We start from the raw sequence: 21,982 nt of genomic DNA, 5'->3' as shown, positions 1-21,982 counted from the left end.
AGACACAAGGTGTAGCAGGCGAATGGGATACCAGCAACACGACAGACCAAATGTGGCAGGCGGGCAACCGTCAGTATTGTGATTGGCGCGGCAGGCGCTGGGACAATTCGTCGAGCAATTTCTGCTCGCGCTTGTCTTCCAATGCCCGCGCTTCGTCGATGTAGCGCTGCACCAGTTTGCGCAGGCCCTCGACGCGGGCGAAGGCTTGCTGCCAGCTCTCGCGGGCCTTGTCGAGGTTGTTCTGGTGCCAGGCCAGGCTTTGGCGCTGCTGGCCGACGGCCGTCTCGAGCTGATTGAGAAAGCCCTGGTAACCCATCAGCCATTGCCCCGACACACCTTGCGTGCCGCGTTCGATCCATTGCTGCTGGTACTCGCCACGAAAGCGCTCCAGGTCGCCCAGCTTGCTTTCCGCCAAACGCACCTGGCCCTGGAAATACCCCAGGCGCTGGACCGCGGTTTTCTCGGCTTTTTCGGCCATGTCGACCACCGGGGCCAGGCGCGCAGCGCGGCTGTTGGCCATGGCTTAGCCGCCCGGCGCAGGGGCGAAGATCGAACCCAGGTGCGCTTCGCTTTCACCCATGCTGATCTTGTCGTTGAGGCCCTGGCGCAAGTAAGTCACCAACTGCGGTTGCAGGGCGATCGCCAGGTCGGTGTCGCGGTCGCCGCCGGCCACATAGGCGCCGACGCTGATCAAGTCGCGGCTCTGTTGATAACGCGACCACAGCTGCTTGAACTGCTGCGCGCGGGCCATATGCTCCGGCGTGACCACTGCCGGCATGACCCGGCTGATGGACGCTTCGATGTCGATGGCCGGGTAGTGCCCCTCCTCGGCCAGACGCCGCGACAGCACGATGTGGCCGTCGAGCACGCCCCGCGCCGAGTCGGCGATGGGATCCTGCTGGTCATCGCCTTCGGACAATACGGTGTAGAACGCGGTGATCGAGCCGCCACCGGCCTCGGCATTACCGGCGCGCTCCACCAGCTTGGGCAGCTTGGCGAACACCGACGGCGGGTAGCCCTTGGTGGCCGGGGGCTCGCCGATGGCCAGGGCGATTTCCCGCTGGGCTTGGGCGAAACGGGTGAGCGAGTCCATCAGCAACAGGACGTTCTTGCCCTTGTCGCGAAAATATTCGGCAATGCGCGTGCAGTACATGGCCGCGCGCAGACGCATCAACGGTGCATCGTCCGCTGGGGATGCGACCACCACCGAACGCTTGAGGCCTTCTTCGCCGAGGCTGTGTTCGATGAACTCCTTCACCTCGCGGCCCCGCTCGCCGATCAGGCCCACCACGATGATGTCGGCCTCGGTAAAGCGCGTCATCATGCCGAGCAACACCGACTTACCCACACCCGTACCCGCGAACAGGCCCAGACGCTGGCCACGGCCGACCGTCAATAAACCGTTGATGCTGCGAATCCCCACGTCCAGCGGCACGCTGATGGGGTTGCGGTTGAGCGGGTTGATGGTGGGGCCGTCCATCGGCACCCAGTCTTCGGCTTTCATGCCGCCCTTGCCGTCCAGTGCGCGACCGGCGCCGTCCAGCACCCGGCCGAGCATGCTCATGCCCATGGGCAGGCGGCCGGTGTCGGCCAGGGGCACCACGCGGGCGCCGGGGGCGATGCCGGCCAGGCTGCCGACGGGCATGAGGAAAATCTTGTTGCCGGAAAAACCCATCACTTCGGCTTCGACCTGCACCGGATGGTAGCTGTCGTCGTTGATCACCATGCAACGGCTGCCCATGGCGGCGCGCAGGCCCTCGGCTTCGAGGGTCAGGCCGACCATGCGCAACAGACGCCCTTCGAGGATTGGCTGGCCGGGCAATTCGGTGGCCTCGGCATAGCCGCCCAGGCGCTTGGCGAAGCTGGTGCGATCAAGGCGCATCGGGGGCGTCCAGGTCCACGTTCAGGTCCGGCTCGGCCGGGTTCAGCGCCTGCTCGTGTTGTTGATCAAGCAGCTTGGCCATGATCTGGCTGATGCGGGTTTCCACCGTGGCATCGATGCGGCTGTGCTCGGTCTCGACCCGGCAACCGCCGGGCTGCAGCGCCGCATCTTCGACGATGCGCCAGGTTTCTTCATGGCGCTCGCGCATCGCTTTGACCTGTTCGAAGTCCTGCGGGTTGATGTACAGCCGCACATTGCCGACGCCCAGGGGCAGCAACTTGAGGGCTTCGCGCATCACGCTTTCGATCTGGCTGGAATCCAGCACCAGTTCGCGCTGAATCACCTGGCGGGCGATGTGCTGTACCAGGCCGACCATGGCTTTTTCGATTTGCGAATCCTGCTCGGCGATGGGCGCGAACAGGTTGCCCATCAGGCGCTCCAGGCTGGCCAGCTTGACGCTCAGCGCCGCCTCGGCTTCCTGGCGCACCTTGAGGGTGGTGCTGCGAAAACCGTCTTTCTCGCCAGCGGCAAAGCCTTCGTTGTAGGCCTCCTGACGGATGCTTTCCAACTCTTCCAGGGTCAGTGGCTGGACTTCCTCCAGCGGCACTTCTTCCATTTCCACCGGCGGCTCTTCAACCGGTTCCGGCTCGGGCTCGGGCACATGCGGATCGAAGCTGGGCAACGACCAGATGTCGAACCCACCGACGTCCCGTGCGCGAATCAGATCGCTGGGCGCCTCATCTTTGTTCGACATGGAGAGCGCCTTAGATCATTTCTTCGCCGCCCTTCCCACCGAGAACGATTTCTCCGGCTTCGGCCATACGGCGGGCAATGGTGAGGATTTCTTTCTGGGCGGTTTCCACGTCGCTGACGCGCACTGGCCCCTTGGCTTCCAGGTCGTCGCGCAACAGCTCGGAGGCACGCTTGGACATGTTCTTGAAGATCTTCTCCTTGACGCCTTCGTCCGAGCCCTTGAGGGCCAGTACCAGCACGTCGGAGGACACTTCGCGCAGCAACGCCTGGATGCCACGGTCGTCGACATCGGAGAGGTTGTTGAATACGAACATGAGGTCTTCGATCTGGCCGGACAGGGTGTCGTCGATCTCGCGGATCGAGTCCATCAACTGGCCTTCGACCGAGCTGTCGAGGAAGTTCATGATGTCGGCCGCGCGCTTGATACCACCCAGGGTAGTGCGCGAGGCGTTCGAGTTGCCCGAGAACTGTTTCTCGAGAATCGTGTTGAGTTCCTTCAGGGCCGCCGGCTGCACGGTGTTCAGCGACGACACGCGCAGGATGATGTCCAGGCGCACCTTATGGTCGAAATGGCCAAGCACTTCACCGGCCTGGTCCGGGTCGAGGTAGGCCACCACGATTGCCTGGATCTGCGGGTGCTCGTAGCGAATCACGTCGGCGACCGCGCGCGGCTCCATCCACTTGAGGCTGTCCAGGCCACTGGTGTTGCCGCCCAGCAGGATGCGGTCGATCAGGCCGTTGGCCTTGTCTTCGCCCAGGGCCGAGGTGAGCATCTTGCGGATGTAGCTGTCGGAGCCGACGCCCAGGCTGGTCTGGTCGCCGACGATCTCGACGAACTCGCTCATCACCTGCTCGACTTGCTCGCGGTGCACATTGCGCATTTGCGCCATGGCCACGCCCACCCGCTGGACCTCTTTGGGGCCCATGTGGCGCAGCACTTGGGCGGCGTCGGTTTCCCCCAGGGACAGCAGCAGGACTGCGGCTTTGTCGACCCGGGAGAGCTTGGCAACAGCGGCTCGATCACTCATCTGCGTTAATCCACTCTTTCACGACCTGGGCCACACGGCCCGGGTCTTCTGCTACCAGACTTTTGATTGCGTTCAACTGAGCGTCATAGCCTTCGCTCGGGCTCGGCAACAGAATGCTTTGCGGGCCGCCGAGGCTGACGCGGTCGTTGGCCAGTTCGCCGTCCAGGCCGCCCATGCCACCCAATTCGACATCGCTGCCACCGAAGGCCGCCAGTTGTTTCTTGCCGTTGCCGGTGATGTTGTTGAGCACCGGGCGCAGCACACCGAACACCAGCACCAGGATGAACAACACACCCAGCACTTGCTTGACGATGTCCCAGAACCACGGCTGGGTGTAGAACGCCGCTTCGGCGATCACTTCGCCACGCTCGGCGGAGAACGGCATGTTGATTACGCTGACGCTGTCACCCCGACTGGCGTCAAAACCAACGGCGTCCTGCACCAGGCGTGTGAAGCGCGCCAATTCGTCGGCGCTCCACGGTGCACGTGTTACGGCACCGTCAGCGGCGTTGACCTTGACCTGGTCATCCACCACCACCGACACCGACAGGCGATTGACGCGACCCTGCTGCTGCTTGGTGTGGCTGATGGAACGGTCGAGTTCGAAGTTCTTGGTGGACTGGTTACGCTTGTCCGCCGGGTACGGCGCGAGCATCGGCTGGCCGGTGGCCGGGTCCATGATCTGCTGGCCGTTGGCATCCAACAGTGGCTGGCCAGGCTGGATCGCGCCAGCGGTGGCTGCGGCGCCACCGGTGGTTTGCGGCGCCGAGGCCGGGGCCGGCGGCTGGTTGCTCAGGGCACCCGGCACACCTTGCGGGCCATTGCTGGCGGTACGTTGTTCGCTGGTCGATTGCTCACTGCGCAGGGCCGGCTGGTCCGGGTTGAACTGCTCGGAGGTCGACTCGACGGCGCTGAAGTCCACGTCGGCAGACACTTCCGCCTTGTAGCGGTCATTGCCGAGCACCGGTTGCAGGATGTTGTGCACACGCTGGGTGAGCATGCTTTCCATGCGGCGGCTGTAGTCGAACTGCTTGCCGGCCTGGGTCAGCGCGGAGTTTTCGGCCATGTCGGACAGCAGGTTGCCCTTCTGGTCGACCACGGTGATCTGCGACTTGCTCAGTTCGGGAACGCTAGTGGCCACCAGGTTGATGATCGCCAGGACCTGGCCAGGCTCCAGGGAGCGGCCGGAAAACAGTTCGACCAGGACCGAAGCACTTGGCTTGCGCTCGTCGCGCACAAACACCGAGCTTTTCGGGATCGCCAGGTGCACGCGGGCACCCTTGACGTTGTTGAGGCTGGAAATGGTGCGCGCCAGCTCGCCTTCAAGGCCACGACGGTAGCGGGTGGCTTCCATGAACTGGCTGGTCCCCAGGCCCTGGTCCTTGTCGAGGATCTCGAAACCGATATTGCTGTCGGACGGGGTCACGCCGGCGGCGGCCAGCTTCATGCGCGCACGGGCCACATCGTCGGCCTTGACCAACAAGGCGCCGGAGTTGGGCTCCACGGTGTAGGCGATGTCGGCGGCGGCGAGGGTTTCCATGATCTGCTTGGAATCCATGCCCGCCAGGCTGCCGTACAACGGCCGGTAATCGGGTTGCTGCGACCACAGCACTACGGCAAAACCAATCGCCACGCTGGCAGCCAGGCCGACCATCAGGCCCACCTGACGCAGCATGGTCATTTCCGAGAGGTTTTCCAGGAACGACAGGCCAAACAGCGGCGGCTTGCCGTCTGTCTTGGCGGGTACGTTGTCGGAGACTGCTTCTGCCATGACTTAAATCTCGCCCTTAAACCGGCATCTGCATGATGTCTTGATAGGCCTGAACCAGCTTGTTACGCACTTGGGTCAGGGCCTGGAAGGAGACGCTGGCCTTTTGCGAGGCGACCATCACATCGGTGAGGTCCACGCCGCTTTTGCCGATTTCGAACGCAGTGGCCAACTGGCTGGAAGCTTGCTGGGTGTCACTGACTTTGTTGATGGCCTGGCCGAGCATGTCGGCGAAGCTGCTTTGGCCCAATTCCGGCGCTGGCGCGACGGATTTCGGTTGAGCCATGGCATCCATCTGCATGGCGCGCATGTCCAACATCAACCGATTGAACTCAATACCCTGGCTCATGACCTTCTCTCTCCAACCTGCAATTTTTTGACACTACGCAGCGATTACTAGGGGAGGTAGCAACAAGGGTGCCAGATCCGCATCAACTCGTAAGAAAAGGCGACAAACCTTGTCGACCTTCTTACCGGTTACGTGGCGAATAGATACGCTTCCACATCCATTCCGGCGTCACGCATCTGCGCCAGCTTGTAGCGCAGGGTGCGCGGGCTGATGCCCAGGCGCTCCGCGGCCTCTTTGCGTCGGCCGCGCTCGGCGCGCAGGGTGTCGATGATCATCTGGAATTCGCGGCGACGCAGGTCGTCGCCCAGGGCACCGGCAGACTCAGCCTCTGCAACCACCGGCGCAGGCGCCAACGAGGGCAATGGCGCCGCACCACTGCCCATGGCCAGGCAGAAATCCTGGGGCTGGATCAAGCCGCCTTGCTGCAGGATCAGGGCGCGCTGGATGGCGTTATCTAATTCCCGCACGTTGCCGGGCCATGGATAACTCACCAGGCAGGCCTGGGCTTGCGCCGACAGCCGCGCCTGGGCGTGCTTCATTTTTTTGACGTGGTTGTTCAGCAGGCGCTCGGCCAGCGGAATGATATCTGCCGGGCGTTCACGCAGCGGGCGCCAGGCCAGGGGGAACACCGAAAGCCGATAGAACAGGTCTTCCCGGAAGCGCCCCGCCGCCACTTCGCCGGCGAGGTCCCGGTTGGTGGTGGCGACCACACGGATGTCCAACTGGATCGGCTTGCGCGCGCCAACCCGCTCCACTTCCCGCTCTTGCAGCACCCGCAGCAACTTGGCTTGCAGGCCCAGGGGCATTTCCGAGATTTCATCCAGCAAAATGGTGCCGCCATCGGCCTGTTCGAACTTGCCCGCCTGGGCCGCGATGGCACCGGTGAACGAACCTTTCTCATGACCGAACAGGGTGGCCTCAAGCATGTTGTCGGGGATCGCCGCGCAGTTGATGGCGATAAACGGTTGCTGGGCGCGGGTCGACTGCTGGTGGATATAACGCGCCAGCACCTCTTTACCGGTGCCGGACTCGCCGGAGATCAGCACGGTAGAATCACTGCGCGCCACGCGGGCCGCCAACTCAAGCAATTGTGCACTGGCCGGTTCGAAGGCGATCGGGCCCTCGCCTTCGTTGGCCGGGATCACCCCCAGGGCGTGGCGCGCCACCAGTTCGATCAGGGCTTTAGGCTCGAAGGGCTTGACCAGGTAATCCGCAGCGCCCTGGCGCATCGCGTCCACGGCACGCTCCACCGCACCATGGGCGGTCATCAGCAGCACCGGCAGTTGCGGCTGACGCGCACGCAAGAGACCGAGCAACTGATGGCCGTCCATGCCGGGCATGTTCACGTCGCTGACCACCAGGCTGAAGGCTTCCTGCTCCACCGCGTCCAAGGCGTCCTCGGCAGAACCGACCGCCCGATAGTCATGGCCCGCCAACAACAGCGTGTCAGCCAATGCTTCACGCAGGGCGCGATCGTCTTCCACCAACAAAACCTTGATAGCCATATCCTTACTCCGCGCTTGCCGCGCATGAAAACAGCGGCAAGGTCATCAATGCACAGGTGCCACGCCCAACGCGGGAATGCAGCTGCAATTCTCCCTGATGGGCACGCGCCACCGCCTTGACCACGGTCAGGCCCAGGCCGGTACCGTTGGTCTTGGTGGTGAAAAAGGGTTCACCCAGGCGCTTGAGCACCACCGGGTCGATACCGCTGCCGCTGTCGCTGATGCACAGGCGCAGGGTTTGCTCGCGGTTGTACAGGTGCACCTTGAGCCGCGCGCCGGGGCCGCTGGCCTGGGTGGCGTTTTCGATCAGGTTGAGCAGCGAGCCCACCAAGGTGTCGCGGTTGCAGAGCAGCTCGCCGAGGTGACTGTCGCACTGCCAACGCACGTGCACGTCCTGGATATGGGCAGCGGCCGCCGCTTGCAGGGCCTGCATCAGCTGGGCCGGCGTCACGCGGTCGGTCAGCGGCAATTCGCCGCGGGCAAACACCAGCATGTCGCGGACCTGGTGCTCCAACTCATGCAGACGCTCCTTCAGGCGCCCGGCAAAGCGCTGGTGCGTGGCGGCGGGCAATTGCTCATCAGTCAAATGACTGGCGTAGATCAACGCGGCCGACAACGGCGTACGGATCTGATGCGCCAACGAAGCGACCATCCGCCCCAACGAGGACAAACGCTCATGGCGCGCCAACTGGTCTTGCAGATGACGGGTTTCAGTCAGGTCGTTAAGCAGCACCAACTGGCCCGGCTCCGCATCCAGGGAACGGGTGGCGATGGACAGGCGGCGCCCGTCCTTCAGGGAGATTTCGTGGCCATCGTCCTCACGCGGCGCAAAGCAGCGGGTGATGACATGGCGCCACAGCTCGCCTTCCAGCGGCAGGCCGAGCATGTCGCAGGCCGCCGGGTTGGCTTCACGCACGCGGCCTTCTTCATCGATGACGATCACGCCACCGGGCAACAGCGACAACAGGTTTTGCAAACGGTTGGCCAGGCGCTCTTTTTCGGCCAACTCTTCCATGCGCTGGGCGCTGACTACCGCCAGTTCGCCTTTCAGCTCGGAGACCCGGGCTTCCAGCAGGCTGTAGGAGTCGGTCAGCTGGCTCGACATCTGGCTGAACTGCGAGAACGCCTGCTCAAGACCCTGGCGGGTCGGCGGCTCGACAGGCGGAACCAGCCCCTGGATGGCAGGGGCCGAAGATAGTTGGGCGGCGTGGGGCATGATGCTCTCTCGCTTGGCTGACCGTCAGTTAAACGGAACGTTGCGAGGGCTGTAGCAATAGTTGTGCCGAAAAAAAACCGCTGAAATATCAGCGGATTGGAAAACAGGCGTCAATCATCTGCCTGTTCATCACCTTCTTTGCGGCTCATTCCGTACTTGCGCATCTTCTCCACCAGGGTGGTTCGACGGATGCGCAGGCGCTCGGCGGCACGGGCGACGATGCCGTTGGCGTCGTCCAGGGCCTGCTGGATCAGCCCCTGCTCGAGGTTACCGAGGTAGTCTTTCAAGTCCAGCCCTTCGGGCGGCAGCATGGCGGTGGAGCCGAAGTCCGGGGTGTGGCCGTTGATGGCAACCCGTTCTTCCATGTCGCTGCGCAGGCTGTCGACCAGTTGCTCGTCTTCGTCGTCGACATAGCGGAACTTCTTCGGCAACTCGACCACGCCGATCACACCGTAGGGATGCATGATCGCCATGCGCTCCACCAGGTTGGCCAGTTCACGGACGTTGCCCGGCCAGCCGTGGCGGCACAGGGACATGATCGCGGCCGAGTTGAAGCGGATCGAACCGCGCTTTTCGTGCTCCATGCGCGAGATCAGTTCGTTCATCAGCAACGGGATGTCCTCCACGCGCTCACGCAGCGGGGCCATCTCGATCGGGAATACGTTGAGGCGGTAGTACAGGTCTTCGCGGAAACTGCCGACCTCGATCATGCTTTCGAGGTTCTTGTGGGTCGCGGCGATGATGCGCACGTCGACGCTCTGGGTCTTGTTGCTGCCCACGCGCTCGAAGGTGCGCTCCTGCAAGACGCGCAGCAGCTTGACCTGCATCGGCAGCGGCATGTCGCCGATTTCGTCGAGGAACAGGGTGCCGCCGTTGGCCAGCTCGAAACGCCCGGCACGGCTGGTGATCGCCCCGGTAAAGGCGCCCTTCTCGTGACCGAATAGTTCGCTTTCAAGCAGCTCTGCCGGGATCGCTCCGCAGTTGACCGGCACAAAAGGCCCGTCGCGGCGCTTGGAGTGATAGTGCAGGTTGCGCGCGACCACTTCCTTGCCGGTGCCCGACTCGCCGAGGATCAGCACGCTGGCGTCGGTATCGGCCACCTGCTGCATCATCTGGCGCACGTGCTGGATGGCGCGGCTGGTGCCGACGAGGCTGCGGAACAGGTTGGGCTCGCGGTGGCGACCGCGCTCGCGGGCCTGGTCGTACATCTCGCGATAGACCTGGGCACGGTGCAGGGAATCGAGCAATTTGCTGTAGCTGGGCGGCATTTCCAGGGTGGAAAGCACACGACGGCGCTGGTCTTCGGGCAGGTCGACAGAAGAAATATCGCCTATTAGCAACACCGGAAGGAACTCATCCCAGGTTGACAGTGTCTTTAACAAGCCCAAAACAGCGCCAGGAGCGTTTACCGTCCCGATCAGCACACAAATGACTTCACGGCTCGATGACAATGAGCTGACTACCTGCTGCCAGTCATGGCTGCCGCAGGGCAGATTTTCTTCGCCAAGAAAATTCAAAATCACCGCTAAATCGCGGCGGCGGACGCTATCGTCATCGATCAGCAGAATTTTGGTTTCACGCCACATGCAATAGCAACTTCCCTAGTAAAACGCTCTGCCCAGTGTAAGGGCAATCGAGACGGCCGTAAGACTTCTTACTTTATAGACGTCTGAAATCTGAAAACAGCACTAGTTAAGTCAAAAAAGCTGGCACGGTCAAATTTATGACGCGCCGTTCGGATTAACTGCGTCTGTTCAGCCGAACAAATGGTAAACCTTTGACGCGTTCTTCGCTTGGTTGATCTGCGACATCTCTTCAAAAATCGCCTGGCGCTCGCCCGTCGTCACCTCAAGCAACTGCTGGTATACCGCCAACAGGCTCTCAAGCTTTTCACGCAACGCATCCTCATCCACCGGCGCTTCGCTGAGCACCTCGTCGATCACGTTGCGACAGCCCATGTCCAGCTCGCCAATGGCGTCCCAGTTACGGTCTGCCAGCGCGCCGATCAGCGCTTCACGGGTTTCATCAATGCGTTGCAGTGCTTGGCTCATGACGTATTCCTCAAGGCCCTCAGGCCCTTCTTTGCTGCGCCTTACTCGGTTGCAGCCTGTGGCGCGGCGATGGCATCCCAGCCTTCTTTCACGGTAATCAGCAAACGGGCGACTTCGTCGATCATGTCGGCATCGTTATGCAGGTTCGCTTCCATCAGGCGGTTAGTCATGTACGCATACAGACTTTCCAACTGCTGGACGTAAGCCGGGTTGTCACTCTTTTCAGCATTCAGGCCGTCGCGCAGGCCGATCACGATATCGATGGCCTTGCCCAGCATCAGGCCCTTCTGGGCGATGTCGCCACGAGCCAGCGCACCCTTGGCCTGAGCCATGCGGTCCAGGCCGCCCTCCATCAGCATCTGCACCAGGCGATGCGGGCTGGCTTCAGAGATCTGGGCATGGGAATTGACCTTCTGGTATTGGCGAAGGGCTCTCATGGGATTCATGTTTCTACCTCGTGACAGGCGACAGCGAAAAGGATTCTAGTAACCAATATGTCGACGGGTTTGCAAAAAGCTTTAGCCCCCGTCGTCCCGCGATAAAAAAGGCCAGGCAGATTGCCTGGCCTTTTTTTGTTCGGCAGGGGATCAAGTATTGGTCTTTGGATTGTTCAAGGCATTGAGCGTGGTCATCACGCTGGTGCTTTGCTGGCGCAACTGGGCGACCAGGGTGTCCATGGCGTTGTACTTGGCCGACAGGCTGCTGGTGAGCAGGGTCATGCGCTCGTCCAGCGTCGACTGCTGCTTGGTCAGGTCCTTGAGCGTGTCGGACAAGGACGTCGAGCGGGTCGCCAGAATGCCGGTAGTGGATTTGGCAAAGTCATCCGTGGCGCTTTTCATCCGTGCCAGCATGCCGTCCTTACCGCTGAACATGCTGTTGATGTCGGCGCCGTTGGTTTTAACCGCCGCGTCCCACTTCTTGTCATCGATCGCCAGCAGACCCGTGCTCGAACTGGTGGTCACGCCGAACTGCGCCAGGGACTTGAACGCACCGGTGCCCGACAGCGCGTTGAACTCATTGCGGATAGCGCTCTGCAACGAACGCATGGTCGAGTCGCCGGTCAACGCTGCCGCTGTAGTGCTGCCGTCCAGGTTCGTGGTGACCTTGGTTTCGGCGTTCATGGCAGTGATCAGGGCGTTGTAGGTATCAATGAAACCCTTGACCCCGGACTTGAGTGCGGTGTTGTTGGTGCTGACGGTGATGAGCGTTACGTTTTTATCGACGGTGGAATTGGTCTTGTAAGTCGACGCAGCTACCAGCTTGATATCCACCCCGCTAAGAGCGCCTGTGATGGTGTTGGACTTGGACACAGACGCAACCCCATCGATGCTGTAGAGCGCATCCTTGGGCGGATCGACGACCGTGGCACCCACATCGAGGCCCGAAGTGCCAGAGAGTGTAAGGTCCGAGCCGGTCCCCATGGTGGTAGAGGTCAGGATCAATCGCGAACCGTTGGAGTCGGTTTGAATGTTGGCGCTCAGCCCCGAAGTACCAAACTGGGTATTGATCGAGTCACGCACCTGCTGCAGGGTCGCACCCGCGGGAACATTGAGGTCGTATGACTTGCCCGATTGACTGATGGTCAGCGTCGTCGGCTTGTCCGTCGCGTTGACTACCGTCGAGGTGCCACCGCTGAAGTTCTTGCTCGACAGCTTGGACGCTTGGGCCAACTGATCGACGACCAGCCGGAAGCTGCCGTTCGAGGCCGTGTTGCTGGCCGTCATGGTCGCGGTCTTTTCATCCGAGGACGAACCGGTCAAGCCGGTGAAACTGCTGTCCTTGGCCATGGTGTCCAAGGCACTGCGAAACGCATCCAGCGCGGCCTGAACCTTGCCGATCGAAGACAGCGTGGTGGTCGCCTTCGCAGACGCGGTATTGATCTGCGTTTGCTTGGGCACCTTTTCGGCGTTGACCAAGGATGTCACGATCGCTTGCGTATCGATGTTCGAACCGATACCACTTACCGTTGAACCCGCCATCATCTATCTCCTGTTCGGTGGCTGCCGTTATCTTGACTTATTACGCCTCAAGACCAGACAGCAACAAGTTTCATGCCAGCTCAGGCCTTGTCGTCAAACAACAAGTTGCTTGCGCTGCTGAGGTTCTGTGCCAGCTTCAAGGCTGTTTCCGACGGAATCTGGCGAATCACTTCACCATTGTCGGTATTGATGACCTTGACCACCACGCGGTGGGTGGAGTCATCAATGGAAAAGTCCAGGCTACGCTGGGTAGCCTGAACGAAATCACGAATATCGGTTACTGCTTTTTCCAGGTCGGCGCGTGCGGGCTCTTGGCTGGTCGCGGGCGTTGCCTGGACATTCTTGACACCGTTGTCAGTCACTACCTTGGCAGGTGCGCTTTGAGGTGCAACCGGCGGATAAGACTGGTTCAGCTTTACACTCATGTCCATGTCCAATCTCCTCTAAACCGAAAAAACGGAAGGGCACGTAGACGCGCCCTTCCGTTAGTTACCAAGCGCTGGGATTACTGAAGCAGCTTCAGTACAGCGGATGGCAGCTGGTTAGCCTGCGACAGGATCGCGGTAGAAGCCGACTGCAGGGTTTGTTGCTTGGTCAGTTCGGCGGTTTCGGAAGCGAAGTCGACGTCCTGAACGGTGGAACGTGCAGCGGTGGAGTTCTTCTGAATGTTCTGCAGGTTGTCTGCAGTGGTAGTCAGACGGTTCTGGGTAGCACCCAGGCCCGAACGAACGCCGTCGATGGTGCCGATGGCCTTGTCGATAACAGCCAGGGCGTTTTGAGCGTTGGTAGCGTCGGTCACGTCGGTTTGGGCGATGGAGGTTTTGGTCGACGAAACGGTAGCAGCCGAGAACAAGTCCGAAACACCGGTACCGGCGTCGCTCAAGGAGTAGCCTTTAGCCGAGTCGAGGGAGACTTGACCGGTAACAACGATTGCAGCAGCACCCAGAGCAGCCGGGGTAGCGAATGCGCCAGCGCCATCTTTCGCGCCAACCAGGATGTTCGTCTGAGCGTTGGCATCAGCGCCAGCGAACGACAGGTTTTCACCGGAATCCGACTTAACCGACAGGCTCTTGTTAACTTCGTCGTAGTTGACACTGATACCCAGCTTGGCAGCGTTGGACTTCAGTTGGTCAGCCAGGCCAGCCAGATCGGTAACGCCTACGAAGCTCACAGCGCCGCTGTTACCAACAGCCAGAGTGAAGTTCGACGGGGTTGCGGCACCCACTTCCAGCTTGACTTCGGTGCTGGCGGTAGCGGTCAGGCCACCGATCGAACCGTTCAGGCCGGAAGCAATGTCTTTAGCCGACGCGCCTGCTGCATAAGTAACGGCTTTGCTTTGGCCGTTGCCGGTTACTGTGATGCTGCCGCCAGCCAGGCCAGTTGCGCTAGGCACGATGGCCTTGGTTTTGATCTGCTGCGAACCAATGTTGTTGGCTGCAACGTTTTCCAGGCTCAGGTTGATGGTTTCGTTAGCGTTGGCGCCAACCTGAATGGCCTTGGTACCGTACGAACCGTCCAGCAGCTTCTGGCCACCGAAAGTGGTGGTGTTGGAGATACGGGTCAGTTCCGAAGTCAGAGCCTGGTATTCGTCGTTGTTCGACTTACGGTCGTCAGGGCTGAGGGAACCAGTCGCGGAAGACAGAGCCAGGGTACGCATTTTTTGCAGGATGTCGGTCGAAGCCTGCATCGCGCCTTCAGCGGTCTGAGCGATGGAGATACCGTCGTTCACGTTTTTTACAGCTTGGCCCAGGCCGTTGATTTGGCTGGTCAGGCGGTTAGCGATCTGCAGGCCGGCTGCGTCGTCTTTAGCGCTGTTGATACGCAGGCCGGAAGACAGGCGCTGCATGGAGGTGGCCAGGGCGCCGCCGGCTTTGTTCAGGTTGCCCTGAGTAGTGATCGAAGCAATGTTGGTGTTTACTGTTAAAGCCATGACGAAATCCTCGTTGGATGGATACTGCGGCTTCCGGCCCTGGCAACCGCCGGGTGTGGCCTGAGAACCTACGTAATAGTTATCGTCGTGGTAGCCGGTTGCTTGAGGATTTTTTTTGATTTTTTTAATGGCGCCGTGCCACCCCTTGTAATTCAAGGGCTTACGCCGGCTAAAAACCCATATTTCATTGGGTTTTCTGGCGCCAAATAAAAAACGCCGATGCTCTTTCGAGCATCGGCGTTTGCTTTTACGCAGAAAGCAGTCTATCGAAGCGTCACGGACGATAGAGAATCGCCGATCCCCACGACAGGCCCACGCCAAAACCGCTGATTGCCACGCGCTTCCAGGTGGCGTCCATCACATGCTTTTCCAGCAGCAACGGAATGCTCGACGACACGGTGTTGCCGGTCTCGACCATGTCCTTGATGAACTTCTCCACCGGCGCGTCTTCGAAACGCCGGGCCACGGCGTCGACAATCGCCGCACTGCCCTGATGAATGCAGAACGCATCGATGTCATCGGCCGCAAGGTCCGACTCGTCGAGCAGCTCGTGCAAATGCGCGGGCACCTTGAGCAAGGCGAAGTTGAACACCTGGCGACCGTTCATGAAGAACACGCCATCGCTGACCTTGAGATGCGGTGCGCCGGAACCGTCCGTGCCGAACTTGGACTTGCCCAGCAACCACGGCGCGTCTTCGCCCATCCAGGTGGCGGTGGCGGCATCGCCGAACAGCATGGTGGTGTTGCGGTCTTCCGGGTCGACGATCTTCGAATACGGGTCGGCGGTGACCAACAGGCCGTTTTTCAGGCCGGTGGCTTCCATGAAGCCCTTCATCGCGTAGATGCCGTAGACGTAGCCGGAGCAGCCCAGGGAAATATCAAACGCCGCCACGTGGGTGGGCAGGCCGAGTTTGTCCTGGACGATCGCGGCCGTATGGGGCAAACCCTCTTCATCGCCGTTCTGGGTGACGACGATCAGCGCATCGATGGACTCGCGCTTCAAATCCGGATTGTTGGCAAACAAAGCGTTGACCGCCTCGACACACAGATCGGAGGTTTCCTGCGCGGCTTCCTTGCGCGGCAGGAACGCCGAACCGATCTTGCCGATGATGAATTCTTCATCCTTGGCGAACTTGGCACCCTGGGCGTAGTTATCGATCCCGTCTGCCGGCACGTAACTGGCGATGCTTTTTATGCCAATCATTGTGGCTTCCCAATACTAAATAGCTGGAGAACACCCCAGACGTGGCCTGGAGTGCTGACAATAAAGGGGATAACCCCATAAAAATCTCGCTGAAAGCCGCCCCGCAAGGACCCTGTGACGACTTATCCTTTTCACACGATACAGTGAAGATGCGCTTTATGACTCACAGGTCACTCAATTGTGTGTGCTTTGTGCAAAACCTTCAAACAATTAAGTCCCAGAAACGGCAACGGCCCGCCCTGTTTCCAGAGCGGGCCGCTTGACTTGACGCCACTTACATCTTGTTGAACAAGCTCAACTGCGAGACTTTCACGAAAGCCAGCTGCGAGGCCTCCAGCATGGTTTGCTGCAGGGTCAGGTTGATCGCTGCCTCGCCCATGTCAATGTTGGCCAGGTCACTCATCGTGGTCTTGTTGGCCAGGCCGACACTGGTGTTTTCACTGGACTGCACCGTGAGTGCATTCTGTCGCGCACCGATGGAGCCACGCACGTTGTCCACCTGGTCGGCCGAGTTGGTCAGGTTACTGACCGCGGCGTTCAGGGCGTCCTGAAGCTTGACCCGCGCACCGGGAATACCATCCGCCGGCTGTTCCAGGGCCTGGCGCAGCTCGCTCAGGGTGTCGAGGGCATTCTGGGTTTTCTGGGTGGTGTTGCCGACCGAAAACTGATCGCCGGTGTTCGGCGTACCGCTCAACTCGAAGGTGACACCCGCGGCGGTGATCGTGTCCTTGGCTGGCGGCGTACCGCTGACGATCACGCCATTATCGACAATCGGCTTGCTGTCGGGGGTATACGGCTGGGCATACACCTTATAAGCAGTCGGGTCGACATCGTCGAACTTGATCAGTACGCCGCTGTTGGGAAACGTACTGGAGTAGTCGGCTGCACTGCTGACGCGGGCATTGGTCAGTTGCGCCGCCGAAGTGTTGCTTGCGGTGCGAGAGACATTGAACGCGTCCGGCTTGGCGGCCAGGGTGAACTCACGCCCTGCAACCAACGCATCGGCATCCGGCCCGGTGGCCACGCCGGTGAGGTCTGCGGTGATATCGAATTTGACCCCGCGTACATTGATACTGGCGCTGCCTTCCTTGGTGGAGTCGAACGTACCATTACCTGGAAGCTGCGAAGTAATGTCGTTGTTGTCCTTGTCGGTCACAACGTACTGCGTGCTACTGGTAAAGGTCACCTTATAGGGCTGGCCGTCGGCAAACTGCTTGGTGTAATCGATACCCGACGTTACCAGGCCTGCCGAGATCGCGACCTTGTGGTCATCCACCGTTGCAGGCGTCGTGTAGGTGGCTTGGGTGCGGCTGGTGTTGACCGCGCCTTCCAGGATGGTCTTGCCCGTATCGCTGGTGCGCACCTTCAGCGTCTCGGAAACCTGCAGGCTCAGCTCGTTTTCGTCGCCTTGATAGCTATAAGTACCATCATTGTTGCGCGAATACGGTGGCGTGTCGGTCTTGGAACCGGAGAACAGATAGTTGCCCGCCGCATCCTTGCTGTTAAGCAAACCCAACAGCTGATTTTCAAGCGCGCCCACCTCGACCGCAATGGACTTGCGGTCAGCATCGCTGGTCACGCCACCCGCACGCAGCGCCAACTGGCTGCCGGCCTGGATCGTGGTATTGATCGCCTCCAGCACGCTTTCTTCGTTCGTCAGCGTATTTTGAATGCTGGTGATGTTGCCGCTGTACTGGGCCAGCATGTCTTTTTGCTGTTGCAGCATCAGCAAGCGCTGGGCGGCAACCGGATCATCCGAAGCGGTCTGTACACGCACGCCGGAGCTCGCCTGTTCCTGGGCCTTCACAACGCTGGAATAGTTGTTCTGATACTTGACGGCACTGGTGTCGTAATACTGCTGTGTAGAAATGCGCATCGTCCCAGACTCCCTTAAAGACTATTGATCAGCGTGCTGAAGGTTTCTTGCGCAGCCTTGATGATCTGCGACGACGCCGTGTAGTACTGCTGGAACTTGATCATGTCGCCCGCCTCTTCATCCAGGTTCACCTGGGATACGGAGTTGCGCGCGTTCTTGTTGGCGGCCAGCAGCGCACCGGTAGCGGTGTTGTCAGTGCCGGCCGAAGCGGCCTTGGCGCCCACGGTGGAGACCAGCTTGCTGTTGGCGCCCACCAGGCTGGTACCGCCACTGCCATCGGCCGCCAGGCCCACGGTTGCCTTGGTCTGCAGGTCGAGCAGTGCCTGGGCGTTGCGATTGTCGGACTTGCCGGTGGCATTGAACGAGAACGAGGTGCCGTCGCCGTTGGCCGGCGAACCGCCCACCGTGGTGTCGAAACTGAAGTTCTTGGCTGGCGACACCAAGGCACCGCTGGCATCACGCATCGGCACGCTGATGCTGATCTTATTGGCCTGTCCCGGAATGATGGTGCCGGAACCGATGGGATCACCCTGGGCGTTACTCAGCGTATAAGGCTGGGTGCCATCGGCCGCCGGTTTACCGAAAACCATCTTCACCGGCATCGAGTATTCGATGCCGGTACGCAGTTGTGCCGTATCGGCACCACCCTGTATGTCCAGGGGCACGGTGAGCGTCGGCGGCGTGAAGGTGCCGGTGCCCTGGTTGGTCTTGCTGGCCTCGCCCTGCAACGGCGCGGCAAAGGCAATCTTGCTGGGGTCGCTGAGGACCGTGCCGATTTCCTTGGCGCCGTTGGCGGTGGGGCTGACCTTGAAGCTGTCACCGGCCTGCACCGTACCGCTCTTGACCGCCAGGGTGAAGCCATCGATGACCGGAGGCGGCGTGGCACTGAGGTCATAGGTGCCCATGGCCTTGCCGTCGGAACGCAGTACCGTGACCTTGTTGAGGTCGGTGCCGTCGTTGAAGCTGACCTTGTAATCGAAGTTGGTCAGCTGAGTGCTGTCCTTGATCGTCACGCCCAGGGCACCGTCGCCCAGGTTGCCTTGGGCAGCCAGGCTACGCAGGGCAACCGAGGCTGCGTTGTTGATGTCGGTGAACATCGAGGCGCCGAACTCGCCATTGAGGTCCAGGCCCTGGCCCAACTGGCTGTTGACCGTATCGGCGGTGGCAATCGCGATGCGCCCCAGATCATTGATCGCAGGAATCAACGCGTCGCTGCGATAGCGCAACAGGCCGCCGATGCTACCGCCGCTGATCACGTTGCCCAGGTCCATCGTCGTACCGCCGGCCGCATTGAGCTGGATCGTGTACTGGCTGGTGTCGCTCTTGCTCGGTACGGCGGAAATGGTGTTGGACTTATCACCCAGCACCAGGGACTGGCCGCTACCGGTGCTGACACTGAACACGCCGTTCTTCTCAGTGGCGGTCACACCGATCAGCTCATTGAGCGAACGCACGGCTTCGGCGCGCGAGTCCAGCAGGTTGGCCGGGGTGGTGTTCGACGAACCCTGCACCTGGGCGATCTGCTTGTTGAGAGAGGCAATCGACGAAGTCAGTTGGTTGACCTGATCGCTCATCGAGGACAACTGGCTGTTAATGGTCTCTTTCTGCTGGCTCAACTGGCTGGAAATGGAGTTGAACCGGTTGCTCAGCGTCTGGGCGTTCGTGAGCAGGATCTGGCGGGCCGAGGTATCGTTGGGGTTCGCCGAGGCGGTCTGCACAGCAGCGAAGAATGAACTGAGTACGGCGGACATACCGGTGGTCTTGTCCGACAGAGTCTTGTCGACGGCACTGACCTGATCAAGATAAGCCTTGGCATCGCTGTTGAGCGAGGTGCTGTTCTGGTAGGCGGTGTCCAGGTATTCGTTGTACACCCGGCGCACGTCGGCCAGGGTGGTGCCGCTGCCGATGAACACGCCGCCATACTGGTTCGACGCATTTGCGCTCTGGGTGGTCTGCTGACGCGAATAACCCGCGGTATTGGCGTTGGCGATGTTGTTACTCAAGACCGACAACGATCCTTGAGCGGCGTTAAGCCCTGACATCCCGATATTGAGCAAACTCATGGTTCAGACCTTATAAATGAGTGGTCGCGCCCGCGGCAGCGTAATTCTGGTAACTGTTCATGGTTTTTGCGATCTGCGAAATCTTGCTGGCGTAGGCCGGGTCCGTGGCGTACCCGGCTTTTTGCAACTCGCGTACAAACTGTTCCGGGTTGTCGGCCGATTTCACAACATCTTTATAGCGATCATTGCTTTGCAGCAATGTCACGAGGTCATGGAAGCTGTCCTGGTAAGAATCGTAGGACCGGAACTGCGCCGTTTCCTTGACCATCGCCCCATCACGAAACTCGCTGGTGATTGCACGGGCCTGGCCGCCCTGCCAGCTCTGGCCGGCCTTGATGCCGAACAGGTTGTGGCTGCTGCTGCCATCCTCGGCGCGCATCACCGACTTGCCCCAACCGGTTTCCAGGGCGGCCTGGGCCACCAGGTACTTCGGATCGACACCGATACGCGCGGCCGCCGCCTTGGCCATCGGCAACATGGTCGCGACAAACTCATCCTGGGAGCTGAACGCCTTCTTCACCGGTGCCAATGGCGGCTGGGCCACGGCGCGGCCGTAGACCTGCATGCGCCCGCTCGGCACGGCAAACGTGCGCGCCGTGCTGTTGACCACATTGTCGGCGGCCGCGCTGTTACGCAACGGCGCCGCCTGGGCAACGGTGGTGGTGTCGGTGCTCGGCACGATACCGGCGAGCAGGCGATCGGTGAGCTTGCTCGGCAAGGCGATACGGCGCTGGTTCATCAGTGCGATGTCATTGCTATGGGCCGCTGCAGCGCCCGCCTGGGGCTCCGCCACGCGATAGGCCCACAGTGGACGCTGGCCATTGGAACGCCCCAGCGGGCCCTCGGCCTGGGTACCGGCGGCAATTTGCGTCGGCACATCGACTTTCTTGACCGCCTCGGCCGCCGCCGGGCCCTGCAAGGTGGCCGCCTGGGCGTCCACCGGCTTGTTCTTCTGCATCTGGCGCATCAGCACATCGGCCAGGCCGATACCGCCGCCTTCGCGGGACATCGACACCGCCAGTTGCTGGTCGTACATTTCCTGGTACTGCTTGGCGGCCGGGGTGTTCATCGGGTTGTCCTTGCCCAGGGCCTCGGTGGCCGAGCGCATGGACTTGAGCATCTCGCTCAAGAACAGCGACTCGAACTCCTGCGCCACCTTGCGCATGTTGCCTTCGCTGTTCTTGTCGCCGACCTTCAGTTGGTTCAGGCGATTCAAGTCGGAATACGAACCCGAATCCGCCGTGCTGGTCAGGCCGCTGTTACGCATGTCCATGGCCATGGCCTTAAATCACGATCAGGTCGGCTTGCAACGCGCCGGCCTGCTTCAACGCTTCGAGGATCGCCATCAAGTCGCCTGGCGCTGCGCCCACCTGGTTCACCGCACGCACAATCTCATCCAGCGTCGTGCCGGGGCCGAACTTGAACATCGGCTTGGCTTCTTGCTGGGCATTCACTCGCGAGCGTGGCACCACCGCCGTCTGGCCATTGGACAACGGCCCAGGCTGGCTGACGATCGGGTCTTCGGTGATGGTCACGGTCAGGCTGCCGTGGGTCACCGCCGCCGGCGAGACCTTGACGTTCTGGCCGATCACGATGGTACCGGTGCGCGAATTGATGATGACCTTGGCCACCGCCTGGCCCGGATCGACTTCGAGGTTTTCCAGGATCGACAGGTAGTCCACACGCTGGCTGGGGTCCAGCGGCGCGGTGACGCGGATCGAGCCGCCGTCGATGGCCTGGGCCACGCCAGGGCCGAGCATGTCGTTGATCTTGTCGACTACACGCTTGGCGGTGGTGAAGTCCGAACGGTTGAGGTTCAAGGTCAGGCTGTTGCCCTGGTTGAAACCGCTCGGCACGGTGCGTTCAACCGTGGCGCCACCCGGGATACGCCCGGCCGACGGCACGTTGACAGTGATCTTCGAACCGTCGCGACCTTCAGCGTCAAACCCGCCCACCACCAGGTTGCCCTGGGCGATGGCGTAGACGTTGCCGTCGATACCTTTCAGCGGCGTCATCAGCAGGGTGCCGCCACGCAGGCTTTTGGAGTTACCGATGGACGACACAGTGATGTCGACCACCTGGCCCGGCTTGGAAAACGCCGGCAAGTCGGCACTGATCGACACCGCCGCGACGTTCTTCAACTGCACGTTGCCCGAACCCGCCGGCACCTTGATGCCGAACTGCGAGAGCATGTTGTTGAAGGTTTGCAGGGTGAACGGGGTCTGGGTGGTCTGGTCACCCGTTCCGTTGAGCCCCACCACCAGGCCGTAGCCGATCAACTGGTTGGAACGCACGCCGGAGATGCTGGCGATGTCTTTCAGGCGTTCGGCCTGGGCGACTGCGCTCAGGCTCAGCAACAGTGCGGCCGCCATCAGCTG

Annotated in this window: 19 protein-coding genes; all 19 read right to left on the bottom strand. The window is 61.0% G+C overall.

The genetic code is table 11. From position 1 onward, the window contains the following. Positions 1-70 precede the first annotated feature (70 nt). Complete coding sequence (gene fliJ / locus BFQ01_RS08745) at positions 71-520, bottom strand: flagellar export protein FliJ (RefSeq protein WP_027603853.1); 450 nt, start codon at positions 518-520, stop codon at positions 71-73. A gap of 3 nt (positions 521-523) precedes the next feature. Further along, positions 524-1,882 (bottom strand): flagellar protein export ATPase FliI, encoded by a 1,359-nt coding sequence (gene fliI, locus BFQ01_RS08740; protein WP_027603852.1) that lies wholly within the window; start codon positions 1,880-1,882, stop codon positions 524-526. After that, the gene (fliH, locus tag BFQ01_RS08735) at positions 1,872-2,636 is read right to left on the bottom strand and encodes a flagellar assembly protein FliH (RefSeq protein WP_065924958.1); all 765 of its coding nucleotides are present in this window, start codon (positions 2,634-2,636) and stop codon (positions 1,872-1,874) included. Before fliH ends, fliI begins: the two co-directional genes overlap by 11 nt. 10 nt (positions 2,637-2,646) lie before the next feature. Beyond that, positions 2,647-3,663, bottom strand: a complete 1,017-nt coding sequence (gene fliG, locus BFQ01_RS08730) for a flagellar motor switch protein FliG (protein WP_017527617.1) — start codon at positions 3,661-3,663, stop codon at positions 2,647-2,649. Beyond that, a complete protein-coding gene (gene fliF, locus BFQ01_RS08725) occupies positions 3,656-5,434 on the bottom strand; it encodes a flagellar basal-body MS-ring/collar protein FliF (protein ID WP_065924957.1) in 1,779 nt (592 codons plus the stop codon). The genes fliG and fliF overlap by 8 nt, the downstream gene beginning before the upstream one ends. Before the next feature lie 16 nt (positions 5,435-5,450). Further along, a complete protein-coding gene (gene fliE / locus BFQ01_RS08720) occupies positions 5,451-5,780 on the bottom strand; it encodes a flagellar hook-basal body complex protein FliE (protein ID WP_005790083.1) in 330 nt (109 codons plus the stop codon). Between the two features lie 128 nt (positions 5,781-5,908). After that, positions 5,909-7,285, bottom strand: a complete 1,377-nt coding sequence (locus BFQ01_RS08715) for a sigma-54-dependent transcriptional regulator (protein ID WP_065924956.1) — start codon at positions 7,283-7,285, stop codon at positions 5,909-5,911. Between the two features lie 4 nt (positions 7,286-7,289). After that, positions 7,290-8,501: a sensor histidine kinase gene (locus BFQ01_RS08710; RefSeq protein ID WP_065924955.1), complete on the bottom strand. Its 1,212-nt coding sequence runs from the start codon at positions 8,499-8,501 to the stop codon at positions 7,290-7,292. Between the two features lie 110 nt (positions 8,502-8,611). Then, complete coding sequence (locus BFQ01_RS08705) at positions 8,612-10,087, bottom strand: sigma-54 dependent transcriptional regulator (RefSeq protein WP_027603847.1); 1,476 nt, start codon at positions 10,085-10,087, stop codon at positions 8,612-8,614. Positions 10,088-10,255: 168 nt separating this feature from the next. Beyond that, complete coding sequence (gene fliT / locus BFQ01_RS08700; RefSeq protein ID WP_027603846.1) at positions 10,256-10,552, bottom strand: flagellar protein FliT; 297 nt, start codon at positions 10,550-10,552, stop codon at positions 10,256-10,258. 41 nt (positions 10,553-10,593) lie between these two features. Then, positions 10,594-10,998 carry a flagellar export chaperone FliS gene (fliS, locus tag BFQ01_RS08695; RefSeq protein ID WP_065924954.1) on the bottom strand — a complete coding sequence of 135 codons (405 nt, stop codon included), beginning with the start codon at positions 10,996-10,998 and terminating at the stop codon, positions 10,594-10,596. A 141-nt stretch (positions 10,999-11,139) separates the two neighbouring features. Further along, positions 11,140-12,531, bottom strand: a complete 1,392-nt coding sequence (gene fliD, locus BFQ01_RS08690) for a flagellar filament capping protein FliD (protein ID WP_065924953.1) — start codon at positions 12,529-12,531, stop codon at positions 11,140-11,142. 80 nt (positions 12,532-12,611) lie between these two features. Next, on the bottom strand, positions 12,612-12,962 hold the full coding sequence (locus BFQ01_RS08685; RefSeq protein WP_065924952.1) for a flagellar protein FlaG: 351 nt from the start codon (positions 12,960-12,962) through the stop codon (positions 12,612-12,614). Between the two features lie 74 nt (positions 12,963-13,036). Next, complete coding sequence (locus BFQ01_RS08680) at positions 13,037-14,461, bottom strand: flagellin N-terminal helical domain-containing protein (protein ID WP_065924974.1); 1,425 nt, start codon at positions 14,459-14,461, stop codon at positions 13,037-13,039. A gap of 274 nt (positions 14,462-14,735) precedes the next feature. Next, the gene (locus tag BFQ01_RS08675) at positions 14,736-15,665 is read right to left on the bottom strand and encodes a ketoacyl-ACP synthase III (protein ID WP_065924951.1); all 930 of its coding nucleotides are present in this window, start codon (positions 15,663-15,665) and stop codon (positions 14,736-14,738) included. Positions 15,666-15,939: 274 nt separating this feature from the next. Further along, on the bottom strand, positions 15,940-17,541 hold the full coding sequence (locus tag BFQ01_RS08670) for a flagellar hook-associated protein 3 (RefSeq protein ID WP_065924950.1): 1,602 nt from the start codon (positions 17,539-17,541) through the stop codon (positions 15,940-15,942). A 14-nt stretch (positions 17,542-17,555) separates the two neighbouring features. Then, on the bottom strand, positions 17,556-19,604 hold the full coding sequence (gene flgK, locus BFQ01_RS08665; protein ID WP_065924949.1) for a flagellar hook-associated protein FlgK: 2,049 nt from the start codon (positions 19,602-19,604) through the stop codon (positions 17,556-17,558). A gap of 10 nt (positions 19,605-19,614) precedes the next feature. Next, positions 19,615-20,883, bottom strand: a complete 1,269-nt coding sequence (flgJ, locus tag BFQ01_RS08660) for a flagellar assembly peptidoglycan hydrolase FlgJ (protein WP_065924948.1) — start codon at positions 20,881-20,883, stop codon at positions 19,615-19,617. A gap of 4 nt (positions 20,884-20,887) precedes the next feature. Continuing rightward, complete coding sequence (locus BFQ01_RS08655) at positions 20,888-21,976, bottom strand: flagellar basal body P-ring protein FlgI (RefSeq protein WP_033901075.1); 1,089 nt, start codon at positions 21,974-21,976, stop codon at positions 20,888-20,890. Between the last annotated feature and the right edge of the window lie 6 nt (positions 21,977-21,982).

This window comes from Pseudomonas sp. 8 R 14, from assembly GCF_900005955.1.
Taxonomy (GTDB): Bacteria; Pseudomonadota; Gammaproteobacteria; order Pseudomonadales; family Pseudomonadaceae; genus Aquipseudomonas; species Aquipseudomonas marginalis.
Note: the sequence above shows the minus strand (reverse complement) of the source record. Positions and strands in the feature narration are given on the sequence as shown.